This is a genomic window from Nonomuraea sp. NPDC051941 (assembly GCF_044593615.1).
Window position 1 is genome coordinate 354229 of record NZ_JBIUCF010000003.1, and the last position, 16426, is coordinate 370654.

Sequence of the window (16426 nt, forward strand, 5' to 3'; positions counted from 1 at the left end):
TGCTCAGAAGGGCGAGTCGAGCGGCACCTGCCGCACGCCCGGCAGGTAGGGGTCGAGCTCGCCCAGCTCGAACCGGGACATCCCGATCACGTGCCAGAACTGCCCCGCCGGCTCGCCGTGGACCTTGTAGCGCCCGTCGGGCGCCAGCGCCGCCCATCCCTCGGCCAGCCCGAGCAGGGTGGCCCGCCGCTCGCCGCCCTCCCAGAGGATCACCACGCCGTCGTCGCCCGCGCTGGCCAGCAGGTCGGCGACCGGGCTGAAGGCCACCGACCACACCCGGCGGGCGTGCCCGGCCAGCGTGTGCCGCGGCCGCCCGGTCGCGGTGTCCCAGACCCGCACCACCAGGTCGTCGCCGCCCGTGGCCAGGCGCTCGCCCGTCGCGTCGAACGCCAGGCTCCACAGCCGCCCCTCGTGCCAGAGCTCGTGCACCAGCCGCGGCTGCCACGGCTGTCCCGGGCGCAGCTCCCACACCATGGCCCGGCCGTCGTTGCCGGCGCTGGCCAGGTGGCGGCCGTCGGGGGAGAAGACCACCGAGTAGACCCGGTCGGTGTGGCCCTTGAGCGTGGCGACCCGGCCGCCGGAGGCCACGTGCCACAGGCGTACGAGCCGGTCGTCGCAGCCCGTGGCCACGTACTCGCCGTCGGGGCTGAACGCGATCGAGCGCACCCGTCCGCGGTGGTCGGACAGGTGGCCCGCCAGCCGCCCGGTCGGGCGGTACCAGATCTTGACGCTGTCGTCGTCGTTGGCCGTGGCCAGCAGGAGACCGTCGGGGCTGAACGCCTCGGCCCAGACGTGGTCGGTCTCGGCGCTCAGCTCGCGCTCGTAGTCGCCGGTGACGGCGTTCCAGAAGTGCACGCCGCCGTCGTTGCTGGAGGTGGCCAGCACGGGCCCGGCGGGGGAGAACAGGGCCGAGATGAGCCGGTCGGCCGTGCCGGTGAACTCCCGCAGCCGCCGTCCCGTACGCGGCTCCCACACGCGTACGACGCCGTCGTTGCCGCTGGTCGCCAGCATCGAGCCGTCGGCGCTGAACCTGACGGACGAGATGCGCCGGCCGTGGCCGCGCAGCACCCGCTGGCACTTGCCCGAGCCCGGGTCCCACAGGCGCACGGTGCCGTCGTTGCTGCTGGTGGCGATCTGCTGGCCGTCGGGGCGGAACGCGAACGGCCAGACCGAGCTGCGGTGGCCCGTCAGCTCGACCCGCTGGCCGCCGCCGACCGGCTGCAGCCGGAGCACGCCGCCCGAGTCGCCGCTGGCCAGCGCCTGCCCGTCGGGGCTGAAGGTCACCTGGTAGACGGCCGCCGCGTGCGTGGTGTGCACGCCACGGGACTCGCCCGACGGCTCCCACAGGCGTACGGCTCCCGCCGTGTCGCCGGTGGCCAGCAGCGAGCCGTCCGGCGAGAACGCCACACAGTAGATGCTGCCCGCGTGCCCGCCCAGCACGTGCAGCGGCCGCCATGTGGCGGTGTCCCACAGCCTGACGGTGCCCGCCTCGTCGCCGGTGGCCAGCAGGCGGCGGTCCGGGCTGTGCACGGCGCGGTAGACGCTGCCGCGATGGCCGTCGAGCGTCTCCTTCACCTGCCCGGACGTCAGGTCCCAGACGCGTACGACACCGGCCGCGTCGCCCGTCACCAGCACCGAGTGGCCGAACGACGCCGTGTAGATCGGCGCCTGGTGCCCTTCGAGCGCGTGCGCGAGCCGCCCGGTGGCCGTCTCCCACACGCGTACGATGCCGTCGCCGCCCCCGGCCGCCACCAGGTCGCCGGCCGGGCTGAGGCGTACCGGCCAGACGCCGTCGGCGTGGCCCTTGAGCGCGTGCAGGCACTCGCCGGTGAGGGAGTCCCAGAGCAGGACGGCTCCGTCGCTCGCGCCCGTGGCCAGCAGGTCGCGGGTGCGGGCGAACGTGACCGCGTAGACGCGGCCCCGGTGCCCCTGCAGCGTGCGCACGGGGGCGCCGCCGACGCAGAGCAGCACGCCGCCGTCCTCGTTGCCGATCGCGATCGTGGAGCCGTCGGGGCTGTAGGCGATGGGCTCGGGTAGGCGGCTGGTCTGGAAGTGGTAGCCGTACGGGACGCCGATGCCGGCCGGGGCGAACTCGACCTCCACCGGCTGGCCCGGCACCACCGCCGCGCCGGGCAGGTGGGGCAGCGTGCCGGTCACGTTGATCAGCGAGGCCCGGTGCCAGCGGGCGCCCTCGACCGCCGCGTCGCTCAGGTCCACCCGCGCCAGCCGGGCCCCCGACAGGTCGGCGCCGGTCAGGTCGGCCCCGGTCAGCGTGGCGCCGTCGAGCCGCGCCCCGGTCAGCCTGGCCTCGCGCAGGGTGGCCCTGGACAGGTTGGTGCCCGCCAGGGTGGCCTCGGACAGGTCGGCGCCGGTGAGGTCGACGTCGCTCAGGTCCCTGGCCGACAGGTCCTCGCCCTTGAGGTTCGCGCCGCGCAGGTCGGCCCGGGCCGGCGTGCGCAGCCTGGCCGAGATCTTGACCGCGTTCGCCCTGGACACGTCGTCGCCCGGCGGGTCGGCCGCCCACGCGTACAGGGCCCGTACATCGGCCAGGTCGCACAGGAACTCCACGGTCAGCGCCGACAGCGGCCTGCGCGACAGCAGCGCGAAGTTGTCGAGGGCGATGTGGCGGGCGATCAGCCACTCCATCACGGACGCGTGGATGAACCCGAACATCCCGTCCTCGGTCCGCACCAGCAGGCTGCCCGACCCCATCCGGTAGGCCGCGTGCGCCGCCGACAGCTGCCCGTCGGACAGATCCGTCAGCGTTTCGCCGATCTCGGTCAGCTCGTCCACGCCCAGCAGCGACTCGCCGGTGTCCCACAGCCGCATCGCCAGCGCCGTCACCGCCTGCCACAGCTCGTCGACGGTCAACGCCGTGGCCGAGCCGGGGATCCTGGCCCGCCGCTCCTCGAAGGCCAGCCAGGAGCTGAGGATCTCGTCGTACAGCAGCGCGGGGCTGATCGTGTGGCGGGCGCCCGCCACCGTACGCAGCCGGTCGGCGTCGAGGTCGGCGATGAAGGTCAGCATGCGCGGGTTCTGGGCCAGCGCCAGCAGGTCCTTGATCTCGCCCATCAGCGACATGCGCGCGCCGGCCTCGTCGCCGTCGTCGAAGCGGTTGGCCAGGTAGGAGCGGATCTGGTCGTGCGTGAAGTCCTCCACGCTGAGCACCCGCCGCTGCGGCAGCACCCCCACCATCTCGCCGAGCGAGGTCAGCACCTGGCTGTGCGACTTGAAGTGCTGCGTGCGGCTGGCGACCACGATCTTGGCCTTGTCCTCGGCCGCCGCCAGCAGCGTGGCCAGGTGATCGGCCGCCCGGTCGAACGTCAGCCGGGTCACCAGCTCGTCGAACCCGTCGAACAGCAGCACGATGCGCCCCTGCCTGAGCAGGTAGCGGAACGCCTTGAGATCGATGAACTCCTCGCCGTGCCCGGCCAGATGGGCCGCCACCAGCGCGTCCACGGAGTGCGCCTTGTCCAGGGCGCGCAGCTCGATCAGGATCGGCGTCAGGTGCGGCAGCTCGACCGGGATGCGCCGGGCCAGCTCGCGCAGCGCGAACGTCTTGCCGTGGCCGAAGTCGCCGAGCAGCAGCAGGAACCTGCCGTGGTCGGTGGCCAGCAGCCGCATCAGCTCGTCGGTCAGGCCGTGCTTGATCTGGCCGCCCTGGCGGTCGAGCTCGCGGTAGCGCTGCGGCACGTACAGGTCGGGCGGGTAGCGGCGGTCGGCCATCAGCCTGGCCGTCTGCTCGGCGACGTAGCCGGTCAGGTCGAGCAGCCCCTGGAACTCGGTGAAGGTGCGCAGCCGCACCCCCTTGCGCATCAGGTCGTCGCGGACCGCCCGGGAGGCGGGCGGACCCTGGTAGACCAGCTCGGCGGCCAGGCCGGTGGCGTGCGCCTGGCGGACGAAGCCGTCGGCGGTGCTCTCGGTCAGCTCGCCGACGTGCGCGCCGATCATCGTCTGGCGGACGAAACCGTCCTCCGGGTGGGTGACCACGAGGTGCGCGTCGAACCGGCGGATCCTGGCGCGCTCGTGCCTGGCCTCGCAGACCTCGGCGATCCGGTCGAGCAGCAGCTCGACCGGGCTCGGCGCGCGCTCGTCCGGCTTGGGCGCGGGCGGCTCGGGGGCCGGGCTCTCGCCGGTGAAGGTGGCCCGCACGGCCTTCCACCGGTACGGGACCGGCTCGGGCTCGCCCGCGTCGGGCAGCCAGATCCGCAGGCCGTCAGGGGTGATCTCGACCACCTGGTGCCGCCCGGAGCGCGGCGCGGCGATCACTCCCTCGGCGCGGTGGGCGGACCCGCCGTGGAAGAGCAGGTTGAGCCGATGGGTCAGCAGGCGCTCGAACGTGGGCGCGTCCCGCAGCTCGCCCGGCGGATGCCCGATCGCGCCCAGCCGCAGCCACGCGCCCTCCTCGTACGGCCGCAGCCGCTCGGCGAACCAGGCCGCCTGCGCCTCCCCGAGCTGCGCGTACGCGTCGCGTTCGAGGTGGCTCATCGCCATCGTCGAGTTGAGCCCCGCCACGACCACCTTCAGATCGGGCACCTCGAACAGCGTCCACGGCTGCCCGCCGTCGAACACCCGGTCGTCCAGCCCCTGGTACACCTCGCCGAACAGCCCGGCGAAGTGCCGCCACTTGGGCCAGTAGGGCGGCTGCGGGCTCACGTCGTCGGCCTCGCAGGTCATGAAGTACGCGCTGGCGGCGGCCTTGGTCACGTCACGCGGCCCGGGCAGCAGGATCAGCCGGTGCTGCTCCAGCCCGATCAGCAGCCGCAGGTCGGTCACGAACCGCGTCGCCTGCCCGAACTGCCCCAGGCTGCCCGACTCGGTCAGGTCGCCGGTGACCAGCATGAGGTCGGGACGCGGCATGCCCCGGTCGTACATGGCGGTCAGGTCCGCCCAGATGCGCGCCTGCATGTCCTCGGGCGTGAACGGCTCGCCCGGATCGGGCAGCGCCCGGCCGAACCTGGGGCCGCCGATGTGCAGCACGCTGATCGACTCGCGCGCCCGGTCGGCGCTCACCGCCGGGGGGAACTTCGGCGCCGCCACCGGCGTGCGCCGGGCCCTGGCCCGGTCGCCCGGCGGCGGCAGCGTCAGGACGGGCACCGGCACCCGGGAGCCGTCGGGGAACGCGGGCGCCGCCGCCGGCTTGGCCCGGCCCGCCATCGCCTCCCGCACCCGGCCCAGCAGCAGCGCCCTGGCCTGCCCTGGGTCGGTGACGCCCAGCAGGTCGACCCAGGTGATCGTGGACAGCAGGCCCTCGAGCCGGACGTCCTCCAGCCTGATCGTGACGAGCTTGTTGGAGGGGTTGTCGGGGTCGGCCCGCAGCGCGGCCTGCCACTCCATCCGGCCGTAGCGGGAGGTCAGGTAGTTGCGCGAGAGCACGGCCACGACCACCTGCGCTTCGCTGACCCCGCGGTCCATGAAGTCGATGAAGTTGGTGCCCGGTACGAAGTCCCACTCCTGGATCATGGTCTTGTAGCCGGCCGCCTCGAGCTCCCAGGCTATCCAGGTGGCCCACGCCGTGTCGGCCGGGGAGTAGCTGACGAAGATCTCTGTCGGCCTGCCGTCACGCGCCATGAGCTCAGTATCCCCTGTGCGGCCGCGGGTTTTCAGCTTGTGGGATCATCTACGGGTGTGGCGGCGTCTTGGAGTGCTCGACCGGGTCAGGATCGGGCTGCTCGGTCTCGGCATGGCGTTCGTGCCGACCGGGTTGCTGCCCTGGGGGGACGCGCTCGCCAGCCTGGATGAGATCGGGCCCCTGCTGATCTTCCTGGTCGCGATCATCGTGCTGGCCGAGCTCACCAAGGAAGCCCAGGTCTTCGACGCCATCGCGGCGAGGATGGCGGTGCTCGGACGCGGCAACTACGCCGCCCTCTTCTTTCTTTGCACCGCCTTCGCGTCATTTATCACGATATTTCTGAATCTGGACACGACGGCGGTCCTGCTCACCCCCGTCATGCTCGCCCTCGCCCCCAGGGCCCGCATCGCCGCCCTCCCCCTGGCCATGACCACGATCTGGCTGGCCAACACCGCGAGCCTGCTGCTCCCCGTCTCCAACCTGACCAACCTCCTGGGCATGGAGAAGATCGGCCTGGACGCCCAGGAGTTCGCCGCGCGCATGTGGGCCCCGCAGCTCGCCTCGATCGCGGTGACGATGGTGTTCCTGTGGGTGTTCTACTGGCGCCGCGGCGAGCGGCGCGACCTGCGCTACACCCCGCCGCTGCTGGAGCCGGTGGCCGACCGCGTGCTGTTCGGCGCCGCGTCGGCCGGCTGCCTGCTGTTCATCGCGATGCTGCTGCTCAAGGCGCACGTGGCCATCGCCGCCACGGCCGCGGCCGCGATCGTCGTGGTGGCCTTCCTGGTACGCGCCCGCGACCGCCTGACCTGGAGCCTCGTCCCGTGGCAGCTCGTGATCTTCGTGACGGGGCTGTTCCTGGTGGTGCCCACGCTCAGCAGGCACGGCCTGTCCGACCTGATGACCTGGATGGTCGGCACGGAGGGCGACCCCTACCGCACGGCCGCCGTCGGGGCCGGGCTCTCCAACACCATCAACAACCTGCCCGCCTACAAGGCCGTCGAGACCGTCATCCCGGCCGCCGACCAGGACCAGCTGCTGGCCCTGCTGGCCGGCACCAACGTGGCCCCCGTCATCACGCCGTGGGCGTCGCTGGCCACGCTGCTGTGGTTCGAGTCGTGCCGCCGCCACGAGGTCAAGGTCCCGATGCGCCGCTTCCTGCTGACCGGCACGGGCCTGGCCGTGGCCGGGCTGCTCGCCACCGTGTGGACCCTGGTGCGGTTCAGCTGATCAGGCGGCGGCCAGCGCGTAGGCGCCGGCGACCGCGTCCAGCGCCCAGCGCATGCGCACGACGTACGTCTCGGGGTGGTCGCCCGCCTCCTGCGCCACGTACGCCGCGCACCGGGTCGCGTCGCCGCCGCACCGGCACAGCCGCTCGTCCACGGCCTCGCGGATCTGGAACGGGGACAGCCGGTCGGACGGCTGCAGAGCGGTCGCGAAGAGCACCTGCGCCAGCTCGGTCGTGGTCATCATGTCGAGCCCCTCTCCCTTGTTCCGTTCTCTCTCAATAGACCTCGAACGGGAGCGGAACTCATCGGCGAAGGACACACAGGTTCTGCGGACTTTTCCTCATTCGGGCCCGAGGAGGGCGAGCAGCCCGGGGACGGCCCGGGGATGGGCGGCGACGAAGCTGCGGTCGTCGGCCGTGCCGTCGATGCACTCCTCGAACGGGCCGCCGTCCAGCGCCCTGATCTCGATGCCGGCCTCCCGGGCGAGCAGCGCGCCCGCGGGCAGGTCGACGGCCTCGGCCCGGTAGCCCACGATGCCGTCGATGTCGCCGCGCGCCAGCATCGCCCACGCCAGCAGCGGCGCCCACAGCTGCAGCACCCGCCGCGCGTTGAGCTCCAGCGCCGTGCGCAGCGCGCGTGCGGTGGCGTCGTCCCTGGTCACGCCGTAGCCCTGGGTCCAGGCCAGCAGCGGCCCGTGCGGGCTCGGCGCGTACGGGGGCGCGAGGCGTACCCCGGAGGACGACCCCGCCGGAGCGGACAGTGCCCCCCGCCCGCGGACGGCCGACCACGTCTGGTCGGAGACGGGATCGTGCACCACGCCCAGCACGGGACGCCCGCCTTGGCACAGCGCCACGCCCACCACGTAGGCGGGCAGGCCGATCGCCACGTTGTTGGTGCCGTCGAGCGGGTCGACCAGCCACGTCCACTCGCCGCCCGCGGCCCCCACCAGCCCCGACTCCTCGGCGATCACCGTGTGCGACGGGTACGCCGTCAGGATGCGCTCCAGCAGCAGCTTCTCCGAGGCCAGGTCGAGGTCGGTCACCACGTCGCCCGCCTCGCCCTTGGCCCGGACGCCGACCACGCCGCTCATACCTTCCCGGAGCAGCGCCCCCGCGGCCTCGGCGGCTTCGACGGCGACCGTGCGGGCGTGATCCAGGTCCATCGGATGCCTCTCAGGTCAGGTGAGCGGTGATCAGACGTACGGCCAGCTCGGTCTCGCGGGCGTCCAGCGGCTGCCTGGCCACGTGGTGCGGCCCGCCGCCCAGCGGGCCGAGCGACAGGTCGCGGCTGCCGGGCCGGCCCCGCCCCAGCGCGATCGTGGCCGCCTCGCCGCCCTCCGGCACGACGCTGCTGTGGAAGCGGTCGGCGGCCAGCGTGTACGTGTCGCCGGGGCCGAACACCTCCACCAGGCCCGTCGCGTGCCGCACGGTGCGCCCGGTGGGCGAGATGCGGTCGCCGTCGGCCCCGCTGACCACCTCGAAGACCCGGTGCGTGGCGTCCCGGCCGGCGTCGGTGACCACCGCGTGCACGTTGCGCACCTGGCCGTAGAGGACGTGGCTGACCAGGTCCCAGCTGTGGCAGTGGATCTGCGAGGTGGTGCTCTCGGCGTGTGCGAACGAGTCGGACCACAGGTGGACGCATACCCCTTCGCCGCCGTCGCGCTCCAGCGGCAGGCACACGAACCCGAGCGGGTGGCGCACCGCCGTCAGGCCGCCGGACGAGAGCGTCTCCAGCGCCCAGGCCCTGGCCTCGCCCCCGATGACCCGCTGGTGGACGCCGTGATGGCTCATCACGCACCAGCTCGATCACGCGGCTCACCGTAGGGGTCCATCGCCCGCAACGCCTTGCGGGCGATGTCGACGACGTCACGGCCGTTGTACGCCTTGGGCAGCGGGATCCCGACGCGTTCGAACAGCTCCTGAACCTCCTCGATGGTGGGCTCGTCGCTCAACGGCACCTTCTTGTACATCTCCAGCGGCACCCGCCGCGCCTGCTCGAAGCTGAGCCGCAGCTCGGTGTCGCAGTTCTCGTAGTAGAACGTGCCGGCCAGCGCGGTCATCGCCTTGTTGGGGTCCTCGACCGTCATGATCAGGCGGGTGGCCGACACGTCCCAGCGGAACGTGGTCATCGTCGAGGACAGGCCCACCGCGATGTCGAGCAGGCCGTAGCGCTGGCGGTGCCAGAAGGCGGCCAGGATCGTCGCGTACGACTCCTTCCTGGCCCGGTCGGTCGTCCACGTCTCGCCGGTGCCGTCGGGGGCGTCCGACAGCGAGCGGCGGTAGTGGGCGTACGTCTCGCACACCTCCAGGTTGGACGGGTCGATCACCTCGACCCTGACCGTGAGGTGGCGCTTGTCCCTGCGGGCCGCCGCGACGCACTCGGGCAGGGTGACCGCGCGCAGGTAGGTGCCGGTGCCGCCCTTGAAGCTCCACCGGTGGGTGTCCTTGCGCGCCTCCGCGTGGGACTGGGCGATCTCCTGGCTGCTGCCCAGCACCCGTACGAGCTGGAGCGCGTCGAGGGCCTTGCGGGTGCTGCCGACCAGCGACTCGATCTCCTGCAGGCGGGCCAGGCGCGCGGGCAGCTCGGCCAGCGCGCCCGAGGTGATCGTCTCCTCGACCGGGGCCTGGCGCGCGCGGTCGCGCAGCAGCGCGGTGGCCACCAGCGCCATGATGACCAGGGTCGCGGCGTTGACCAGCTGGGACTGCACCTCGTCGGGCACGATCTCGTTGGGCATGACTCCCACGACGCCGATCACGATCGCGAGCACCAGCGCGATGGCCCCGTCGGCGTTCTGCGCAGCCCATGGGGCGACCTGCTTCACCGCCGCCACGAACCGTGTCATCGCTCGCCCCGCCGTTCGACGATCATTCAGTCCCCGAGGTCATGGTAACGACCGCGCCAAGCGACCACCAGTACACCCAGAGCCAGGGAGCTTTATTGCCTCGAACCTGAACGGCTCCCGTGGGTAGCATCGGCTCGCATGATCATGGATCCCGAGGTGATGGGCTACTACGAGCAGGGCGGCGAGCTGACCAGGCTGCGGCGGGGGCGCAACCGGCTGGAGTACTGGCGCACGCGTGACGTGCTGCGCCGCGTCCTGCCGCCGGCGCCCGCGCGGGTGCTCGACGTGGGCGGGGGCACCGGTGCGCACGCCGAGTGGCTGGCCGCCGACGGTTACGAGGTCGAGCTGATCGACCCGGTGCCGCTGCACGTACGGGAGGCGTCCACGCTGCCCGGGGTGAGCGCCCGCCTGGGTGACGCCCGCGACCTGCCCGTCCCCTCCGGCCGGGCCGACGCGGCGCTGCTGCTCGGCCCGCTCTACCACCTGCCCGAACGGGCCGACCGCGTCCGCGCCCTGGCCGAGGCCAAGCGCGCCGTGCGCCCGGGCGGGCCGGTCGTGGCGGCCTTCATCAGCCGGTACGCGAGCGTGCACGACGGCGTATACCGCGGCGGCTTCGTGGACGAGGAGTACCGGACGGCCGACTACCGGGGCCTGGAGACGGGCGTGATGATCTCGCCCAGGCCGGGCGGGTTCCGCGGTTACCTCCACGATCTCGAGGAGATCCTGGACGAGTTCGCCGACGCCGGGCTGCCGCGTCCCGACCGCTACGGCCTGGAGGGCGCCTTCTGGCTCTACGGCGACGTGGACGAGTGGCTGGACGACGACGAGCGACGCGAGCTGCTGCTCGACGCCGCCCGCAGGCTGGAGTCGGAGCCGTCGCTCCTGGGGGTCAGCGGCCATCTCCTGGCCGTGGCGACCGCCTGACCGCGCGCCCCGGCCACGGTCAGGCGGTCCGCTCCCCGATCCGGGGGAACGGGCTGGTCGAGAAGACCACCTCCACCGGCACCTCGAAGTATTCGGCGATCCGCAGCGCCAGGAAGAGGCTCGGGCTGTATTCCCCCCGTTCCAGGTAGCCGACGGTCTGGTAGTGGACCCCCAGGGCGTCGGCCAGCTGCCTGCGGGTCACGTTCCGCTCTGCGCGCAGCAGCGCGATGCGGTTGTAGACGGTCTCGCTCATCAGCGCATATCTTCTCAGGTCAGCCGCTGCATCGCCTGGTGACGGCGGGCCTCCATCAGCGAGCCCGACTCGCGCCTGGCCACCCGGCGCAGGATCGGGGGAGCCAGCACCAGCCCCGCCACGGCCCAGGCGAGCAGCACGAGCGTGGTCTCCACCGGCCGCCACGAGCTGCCGATCTCCGCGGCGGCGGCCGAGTCGGGCAGCAGCGCCGAGCGCATGCCCAGGCCGAGCCAGTAGAGCGGGAAGACGTGGGCGAGGCCCTGCAGCCACCCGGCGAGCGCCGTGATCGGGTAGAAGATCCCCGAAATGGCGGTGAGACCGCCGATGGCGATCATGGACAGCGCCCCCGCGCCCTGCGGGCTACCGACCAGGGAACCGATGATCGCACCGAGCGGGAGCGCGGACAGCAGCCCCAGCAGTGCGAACCAGGCCAGCGCGAGCCATTTGCCCGGCCCGATCCCGAGCAGGCCGGGCACGAAGAACAGCCCGGCGACGAGCATCACCACCAGAGCGGAAAGCGTGGACACGGAGTGCATCGTCACCCGGCCCACGAGGTAGCCCACCATGCCTTGGGGCAGGGCCTTGGCTCTGAGCAGGGTGCCGTCCTCGCGCTCGAGGGCCAGCGAGCCCACCATGCCCAGGAGCCCGTTGAGCGGGACCATCAAGGCCAGCGTGCCCGGCAGGGAGGCCGACGCCAGCGACAGGCCGGTGCCGGGCAACTTCGCGTCGCGCTGGAAGTAGAGCACGACGACGAGGACCGCGGTGCCCGCCAGGATGCCCCCGAGGTTCGGCGGGTTGGTGAGCGAGTGCTTGAACTCGATCCAGCCCCGGGACAGGCCCAGCCGGGCGGCGTGCAGCGTGGGGGTCATGCTTCCTCCTGACGCACGATCGCCATGTAGGTGTCCTCCAGCGTGGCCCGCCGCACCTCCAGGTCGGCGATCTCCGTACCGTGCTGCGCGAACAGCTCGCGCACGAACCCGGTGGCGTCCTGCGTGGCGTGCACGAACTGCTCGCCGCCCCGGCTCCAGCGCACCTGCGCGTCGCGCGAGACCTCGCGGGACAGGCGGTCGGCGCTGCCGTCGGCCACGATCCTGCCGCCGGCCAGGATGAGGATCCGGTCGGCGAGCTTCTCCGCCTCGTCGAGGTCGTGCGTGGTGAGCAGGATGGTGGTCTCGTCGAGGTCCGACAGGCGGTGCACGAGGTCGTGGAAGTCGCGCCGGGCCTGCGGGTCGAACCCGGCCGTCGGCTCGTCGAGGAAGAGCACCTCCGGCCGCCCGACGATGCCGATGGCGACGTCGAGGCGGCGGCGCTGGCCGCCGGAGAGCCGGTTGATCCGGTGGTCGGCGTGCTCGCCGAGCCCGACGGCCTCGATCAGCTCGCCGATGTCGAACGGCCGCCGGCCCGGGACCGCGTACGGCTCGTAGTAGCGGCTCAGGTGCTGCAGTCCTGGCGCACCCGCCAGCGGCCGTGGTCGCGCCAGGACTGCAGCACCACGCCCAGCCTGGCCCGCCAGCGCTCGTCGCCGCGGGCCGGCACGGTGCCGAGCACGCGGACGGAGCCGGAGGAGGGCACCCGGAAGCCCTCCAGGATCTCGATCGTCGTCGTCTTGCCCGCGCCGTTCGGCCCGAGCAGGGCGATCACCTCGCCGGGGGCGACCGTGAAGCCGACGCCCCGGAGGACCTCCTTGTGGCCGTACGCCATGTGCAGGCCGTGGACCTCGATGGCGGTGGCGGTCTGGCCCAGGTCGAGCTCTCTTACCGCATCCATCAATTCTCCAGATAGTAGGTCTACTACATAGATAGCACATCTACTACGGGACGCAATAGACATATGACATCCATTGCAAGCGAACAGTAAGTCGCACCCGATACGGTCGGATTCGCCTGTAGCGGAAAAGGAAGGTTCGATGTCACGACCCAGAGAGGCACTGATCCAGGCAGGTCAGGGCATAGCCCAAGCGGTTGCCCAAGGGGGTGACATGCGGCAGGCGATGGGGCAGGCCATGGGCCAGGTCGTCGACCAGGCGGGACAGTTCGCGGGCCAGGCCCGGGGTTTCGCGCTGAACCCCCACGACTTCGCCGCGGCCCGCGACGGCGGCGCGTCGATCGGCACGGCCATCGAGGCCAGGTCGGCCTCGCTGAACGAGGCCGGCGAGATCGTCAACCGCAGCTTCACCGAGAACGGCATGCACGTCATCTCCCCGGTGGTGATCCCCAAGGGGAGCACCGCGAAGGTGATCGTGCCGCTGGGCATCCTGGTGGTGCTCGGCCTGATCGGCGCGCTCGGCAACGTCATCCCGAACACCGACCTGTTCTTCGGCCCGCACTACTGGGTGGTGCTGGTCCTGGCGGCCGCGTTCCTGTGGTGGCGGCGCAGCGTGGTGATGGTGCCCGAGGGCTGCAAGGCCCTGATCACCCAGTTCGGCAAGCTGGTGCACATCGCGGACCCGGGCCGGGTGACGCTGTTCAACCCGTGGAAGCGGGTCAGCTACATCGTCAACACCACCCGCGAGTACCCGTTCAACGCGCCGATCAGCGAGGCGCCGACGCAGCAGGGCGTCAAGGCCAGCGTGGACCTGTTCCTGCAGTTCAGGATCGAGAACCCGGCGGAGTTCATCTTCGTGCTCGGCTCGGTCAGCGGCTTCCAGTCCAAGCTCCAGAACGCCATCAGCGAGGTCACCCGCTCCCTCATCTACGCCCAGCGGGCCGAGGAGATCTACGACCTGGTGGGCGAGAGCACGCTGGGCATGCTGGAGAGCCTCAACCAGCAGTTCCTGCCCGCCGTACGGCTCACCGACGTGAACATCACGCACGCCGAGCCGTCCAGCCAGGAATACCGGATGGACCTGGCCGCCCCCGAGATGGTCCGGGTCGCCAAGGAGGCCTATACCTACGAGTACGAGCTCCAGCTGCGCAAGGAGCAGAACGAGGGCGACCTGGTCAAGGAGCTGGCCGGGCTGCAGGAGACGCTGAGCGCCATCCAGGCGGAGATCGCCGGCTACCAGGCCCGCATGGACACCGCCCTCGAACGCGCCAGCCACCAAGCCACCGCGCAGGCCAGGCAGCGCCTGGTCGAGGCCGAGTCCACGGCCAACGCCAACGCCGCCCTCCTGGAGGCGCAGGCGCTGGACATCAGGGCGCTGTCGGCCGCGGAGGCGCCCGAGATCCTCGACTACCGCTTCCAGCAGGACCTGCTGAACAAGCTGGAGTCCGTCGCCACCAGGCTGCCGCAGGTCGTGCAGGTGGGCGAGCAGACCGACATCGACTTCCTGGCCCTGGCCCAGCAGCTGGTGGGCGGCAAGGACGCGGCGCTGTTCTCGGCCGAGGACATGGCCGCCATCCGGTCCAGGCTCGACGAGATCGGTTCCCGCGTGCAGAGCCGCGAGGCCGAGATCGCCGCCCTGCTCAAGAAGGCCACCGCCGACGTGACCGAGCCCCAGGCGGCGCCGGAGCCCGACGCGGAACTGGAGCGCACCGTCGAACGCCTGCTGCCCGGGAAGGGGGAGATCTGAGATGAGCCGCGAATTCTCGAAGATCAAGGAGTCGCTGGCCTCCTGGGGCGACATCCGCCAGCTCCTGCGCGGCGGCGAGCAGGGCCAGCTCGTCCCCGTCGTGATCCCCAAGGACCGGCGCGGCTTCGCCTGGATGGCGCTGGTGTTCCTGGGGCTGTACTTCGCCGGGATGGCGGTCCTGACCGACCTCACCCTGATCGCCGCGCTGCTGGCGCTGTTCTTCCTGGTCGTGGCCATGGTCACGATGTGGCGCAAGGCGATCATCGAGATCGAGGAGGGCACCACCGGCGTACGCAGCCGCTGGGGCGCCATCACCGGCACCCTCCCGCCGGGACGCCACTACCTGTGGCTGCCGTGGGACCGGGTGGACGCGGTCGTCGACACCTCCACGGAGATCCCGTACTCGGCGCCGATCGTGGCCTGCCCCACGGCCGAGAACGTGCCGCTGAAGTCGATCGAGTTCTTCCTCAAGTTCCGCATCGTGGACCCCGTCGCGTTCGTCCGCACCATCGGCGCGGGCAACTTCGACCTGGTGCTCTCCAGCGCGGTGCAGGACGCGATCAGGCAGCGCAGCCGCCGCGTCAACACCGAGCGCGCGTACGACCTGCGCGGCTCCGACGTCGGCGACATGCAGGACGCGCTCAACCGCCAGCTCGGCCGGTACGGCGTGCGCATCACGGGCGCCAACATCCCCGACGTCCAGCTGCCCGACCAGTACCAGCAGCACCTGGCCACCCGCGAGAAGGTGGCCAAGGAGCTCTCGGCCTATGAGCGCGAGTGGGAGCTGACCCGCAAGCGCCGCATCGACACCCTGCTGATGGAGATCGAGCGCTCCAAGAAGACCCGTGACGCCCGCGTCGTCGAGGTCAAGGCCGCCCACAACACGGCGCGCAAGGACGTGGCGCGCATGCTGGAGGAGCAGGAGACCGAGGCGCAGCGTGTGACATGGGAGATCGAGGCGCGCGGCCGGGCCGAGCTGACCGCCGCCGAGAACGAGGCCAAGGCGTTGCGCCGGCTGGCCGAGTCGTACCGGGACAACCGGGCCGTGCTGCAGTACGAGCTGGCCCGCAGGCGCCTCGACGTGGGCGCCAAACTCGCGGAGAACGCCCCCCAGCCGCTGGTCGTACGCACCCAGCAGGGCCAGTCGGACTCCGCGCTCTCCACTCTCCTCCTTGCCCAGTTGCTCCCCCGCATCTCGGGCACGGGTCAGAACGGCCAGACACCTTCCGCTTAGGAGAACCCCATGGTGTTCCGCAAATTGATGGCCGCGTTCGGTGCGGGCGTCGAGGTAGACACGGTGTTGACCAACACGGGCGTGCGTCCCGGCGAGATCCTGCGCGGCGTCGTCCACTTCCGTGGCGGCAACTCCGACTACAAGGTCGAGGGCATCCACATCGACCTGACCGCGGTGGTCGAGGTCGAGTCGGGCGACAACGAGTACAAGACGACCTACAGCTTCCTGCGCCAGCAGGTCGCCGGGACGTTCCAGCTCGCCGCGGGCGTGCAGCACCAGCAGCCCTTCGAGATCCAGGTCCCCTGGGAGACGCCGATCAGCGCCATCGCCGGGCATCCGCTGCACGGCATGAAGCTGGGCGTCCAGACGGAGCTGGCGCTGGCGGGCGCGCTCGACAAGGGTGACCTCGACCCGCTGTACGTGAGCCCGCTGCCCGCGCAGGACCACGTCATCGCCGCGCTCGACCGGCTGGGCTTCCAGTTCAAGAAGGCCGATCTGGAGCGCGGCACGCTGTACGGCTCGACGATGCCGTTCTTCCAGGAGATCGAGTACTACGCGGGCGGGCAGTGGCGGCGCCACTTCAACGAGCTCGAACTGACGTTCATCGCCGGGGCGCGGCAGATGGACGTCATCCTGGAGGCCGACAAGCGGGGCGGCTTCCTGACCTCGAGCCACGACGCGTACAACCGCTTCACCGTGCGTTACGACGACCCGCCGCACTCGGCGGACGGGGCGCTGCAGCGCGGTCTGGAGCAGATGGCCCGCCACCGCGGCTGGTTCTGATCGGGTACGCGGCCGCCGCCGGGGACCCCGGCGGCGGCCGCAGGGGGTGTGACCGTTTCTGTCGGTCGGGACGCCTACAGT

The 16426-nt window shown here is 71.7% G+C and carries 12 protein-coding genes and 1 pseudogene; 5 read left to right on the plus strand and 8 right to left on the minus strand.

Going from position 1 to position 16426, the window contains the following annotated elements; all coding sequences use genetic code 11:
• Nucleotides 1-3 precede the first annotated feature (3 nt).
• The gene (locus ACIHFD_RS08140; RefSeq protein WP_397366113.1) at nucleotides 4-5571 is read right to left on the minus strand and encodes a TIR domain-containing protein; all 5568 of its coding nucleotides are present in this window, start codon (nucleotides 5569-5571) and stop codon (nucleotides 4-6) included.
• Nucleotides 5572-5626: 55 nt separating this feature from the next.
• Between ACIHFD_RS08140 and ACIHFD_RS08145 the strand changes: the two genes are divergently transcribed.
• Nucleotides 5627-6799, plus strand: coding sequence for an SLC13 family permease (locus ACIHFD_RS08145; RefSeq protein WP_397366114.1), 1173 nt, complete (start codon nucleotides 5627-5629; stop codon nucleotides 6797-6799).
• Here ACIHFD_RS08145 and ACIHFD_RS08150 read toward each other — a convergent pair whose 3' ends face one another.
• From ACIHFD_RS08150 to ACIHFD_RS08165, 4 genes are all read right to left on the minus strand, one after another.
• A complete protein-coding gene (locus ACIHFD_RS08150; protein ID WP_397366115.1) occupies nucleotides 6800-7042 on the minus strand; it encodes a hypothetical protein in 243 nt (80 codons plus the stop codon).
• Nucleotides 7043-7138: 96 nt separating this feature from the next.
• Nucleotides 7139-7960 carry an inositol monophosphatase family protein gene (locus ACIHFD_RS08155; protein ID WP_397366116.1) on the minus strand — a complete coding sequence of 274 codons (822 nt, stop codon included), beginning with the start codon at nucleotides 7958-7960 and terminating at the stop codon, nucleotides 7139-7141.
• A 10-nt stretch (nucleotides 7961-7970) separates the two neighbouring features.
• Nucleotides 7971-8588 (minus strand): hypothetical protein, encoded by a 618-nt coding sequence (locus tag ACIHFD_RS08160; protein ID WP_350726344.1) that lies wholly within the window; start codon nucleotides 8586-8588, stop codon nucleotides 7971-7973.
• Nucleotides 8588-9640 (minus strand): hypothetical protein, encoded by a 1053-nt coding sequence (locus ACIHFD_RS08165; RefSeq protein ID WP_397366117.1) that lies wholly within the window; start codon nucleotides 9638-9640, stop codon nucleotides 8588-8590. Before ACIHFD_RS08165 ends, ACIHFD_RS08160 begins: the two co-directional genes overlap by 1 nt.
• 138 nt (nucleotides 9641-9778) lie before the next feature.
• Here ACIHFD_RS08165 and ACIHFD_RS08170 point away from each other — a divergent pair, with 138 nt between their 5' ends.
• The gene (locus ACIHFD_RS08170) at nucleotides 9779-10564 is read left to right on the plus strand and encodes a class I SAM-dependent methyltransferase (RefSeq protein ID WP_397366118.1); all 786 of its coding nucleotides are present in this window, start codon (nucleotides 9779-9781) and stop codon (nucleotides 10562-10564) included.
• Nucleotides 10565-10583: 19 nt separating this feature from the next.
• Here ACIHFD_RS08170 and ACIHFD_RS08175 read toward each other — a convergent pair whose 3' ends face one another.
• The 3 genes and pseudogenes from ACIHFD_RS08175 to ACIHFD_RS08185 form a co-directional block, all read right to left on the minus strand.
• Nucleotides 10584-10817 (minus strand): helix-turn-helix transcriptional regulator, encoded by a 234-nt coding sequence (locus ACIHFD_RS08175; protein WP_355191877.1) that lies wholly within the window; start codon nucleotides 10815-10817, stop codon nucleotides 10584-10586.
• A 14-nt stretch (nucleotides 10818-10831) separates the two neighbouring features.
• Nucleotides 10832-11686 carry an ABC transporter permease gene (locus ACIHFD_RS08180; protein WP_397366119.1) on the minus strand — a complete coding sequence of 285 codons (855 nt, stop codon included), beginning with the start codon at nucleotides 11684-11686 and terminating at the stop codon, nucleotides 10832-10834.
• Nucleotides 11683-12584 (minus strand): annotated as a pseudogene (locus ACIHFD_RS08185) (ABC transporter ATP-binding protein). Before ACIHFD_RS08185 ends, ACIHFD_RS08180 begins: the two are co-directional and overlap by 4 nt.
• Before the next feature lie 139 nt (nucleotides 12585-12723).
• Between ACIHFD_RS08185 and ACIHFD_RS08190 the strand changes: the two are divergent.
• The 3 genes from ACIHFD_RS08190 to ACIHFD_RS08200 are packed head-to-tail and all read left to right on the plus strand — an operon-like array spanning nucleotide 12724 to nucleotide 16345.
• Nucleotides 12724-14328, plus strand: a complete 1605-nt coding sequence (locus ACIHFD_RS08190; protein WP_397366120.1) for an SPFH domain-containing protein — start codon at nucleotides 12724-12726, stop codon at nucleotides 14326-14328.
• 1 nt (nucleotide 14329) lies between these two features.
• Nucleotides 14330-15562 carry an SPFH domain-containing protein gene (locus ACIHFD_RS08195; RefSeq protein WP_397366121.1) on the plus strand — a complete coding sequence of 411 codons (1233 nt, stop codon included), beginning with the start codon at nucleotides 14330-14332 and terminating at the stop codon, nucleotides 15560-15562.
• A 9-nt stretch (nucleotides 15563-15571) separates the two neighbouring features.
• Nucleotides 15572-16345: a sporulation protein gene (locus tag ACIHFD_RS08200; RefSeq protein ID WP_397366122.1), complete on the plus strand. Its 774-nt coding sequence runs from the start codon at nucleotides 15572-15574 to the stop codon at nucleotides 16343-16345.
• Nucleotides 16346-16426: the final 81 nt, after the last annotated feature.

What these genes read in the sequence shown, in the direction of transcription:
- ACIHFD_RS08175 (WP_355191877.1), bottom strand. Translation starts at nt 10,817, where the DNA reads ATGAGCGAGACCGTCTACAACCGCATCGCGCTGCTGCGCGCAGAGCGG.
- ACIHFD_RS08140 (WP_397366113.1), bottom strand. Translation starts at nt 5,571, where the DNA reads ATGGCGCGTGACGGCAGGCCGACAGAGATCTTCGTCAGCTACTCCCCG.
- ACIHFD_RS08195 (WP_397366121.1), top strand. Translation starts at nt 14,330, where the DNA reads ATGAGCCGCGAATTCTCGAAGATCAAGGAGTCGCTGGCCTCCTGGGGC.
- ACIHFD_RS08150 (WP_397366115.1), bottom strand. Translation starts at nt 7,042, where the DNA reads ATGATGACCACGACCGAGCTGGCGCAGGTGCTCTTCGCGACCGCTCTG.
- ACIHFD_RS08155 (WP_397366116.1), bottom strand. Translation starts at nt 7,960, where the DNA reads ATGGACCTGGATCACGCCCGCACGGTCGCCGTCGAAGCCGCCGAGGCC.
- ACIHFD_RS08170 (WP_397366118.1), top strand. Translation starts at nt 9,779, where the DNA reads ATGATCATGGATCCCGAGGTGATGGGCTACTACGAGCAGGGCGGCGAG.
- ACIHFD_RS08160 (WP_350726344.1), bottom strand. Translation starts at nt 8,588, where the DNA reads ATGAGCCATCACGGCGTCCACCAGCGGGTCATCGGGGGCGAGGCCAGG.
- ACIHFD_RS08180 (WP_397366119.1), bottom strand. Translation starts at nt 11,686, where the DNA reads ATGACCCCCACGCTGCACGCCGCCCGGCTGGGCCTGTCCCGGGGCTGG.
- ACIHFD_RS08165 (WP_397366117.1), bottom strand. Translation starts at nt 9,640, where the DNA reads ATGACACGGTTCGTGGCGGCGGTGAAGCAGGTCGCCCCATGGGCTGCG.
- ACIHFD_RS08200 (WP_397366122.1), top strand. Translation starts at nt 15,572, where the DNA reads ATGGTGTTCCGCAAATTGATGGCCGCGTTCGGTGCGGGCGTCGAGGTA.
- ACIHFD_RS08190 (WP_397366120.1), top strand. Translation starts at nt 12,724, where the DNA reads ATGTCACGACCCAGAGAGGCACTGATCCAGGCAGGTCAGGGCATAGCC.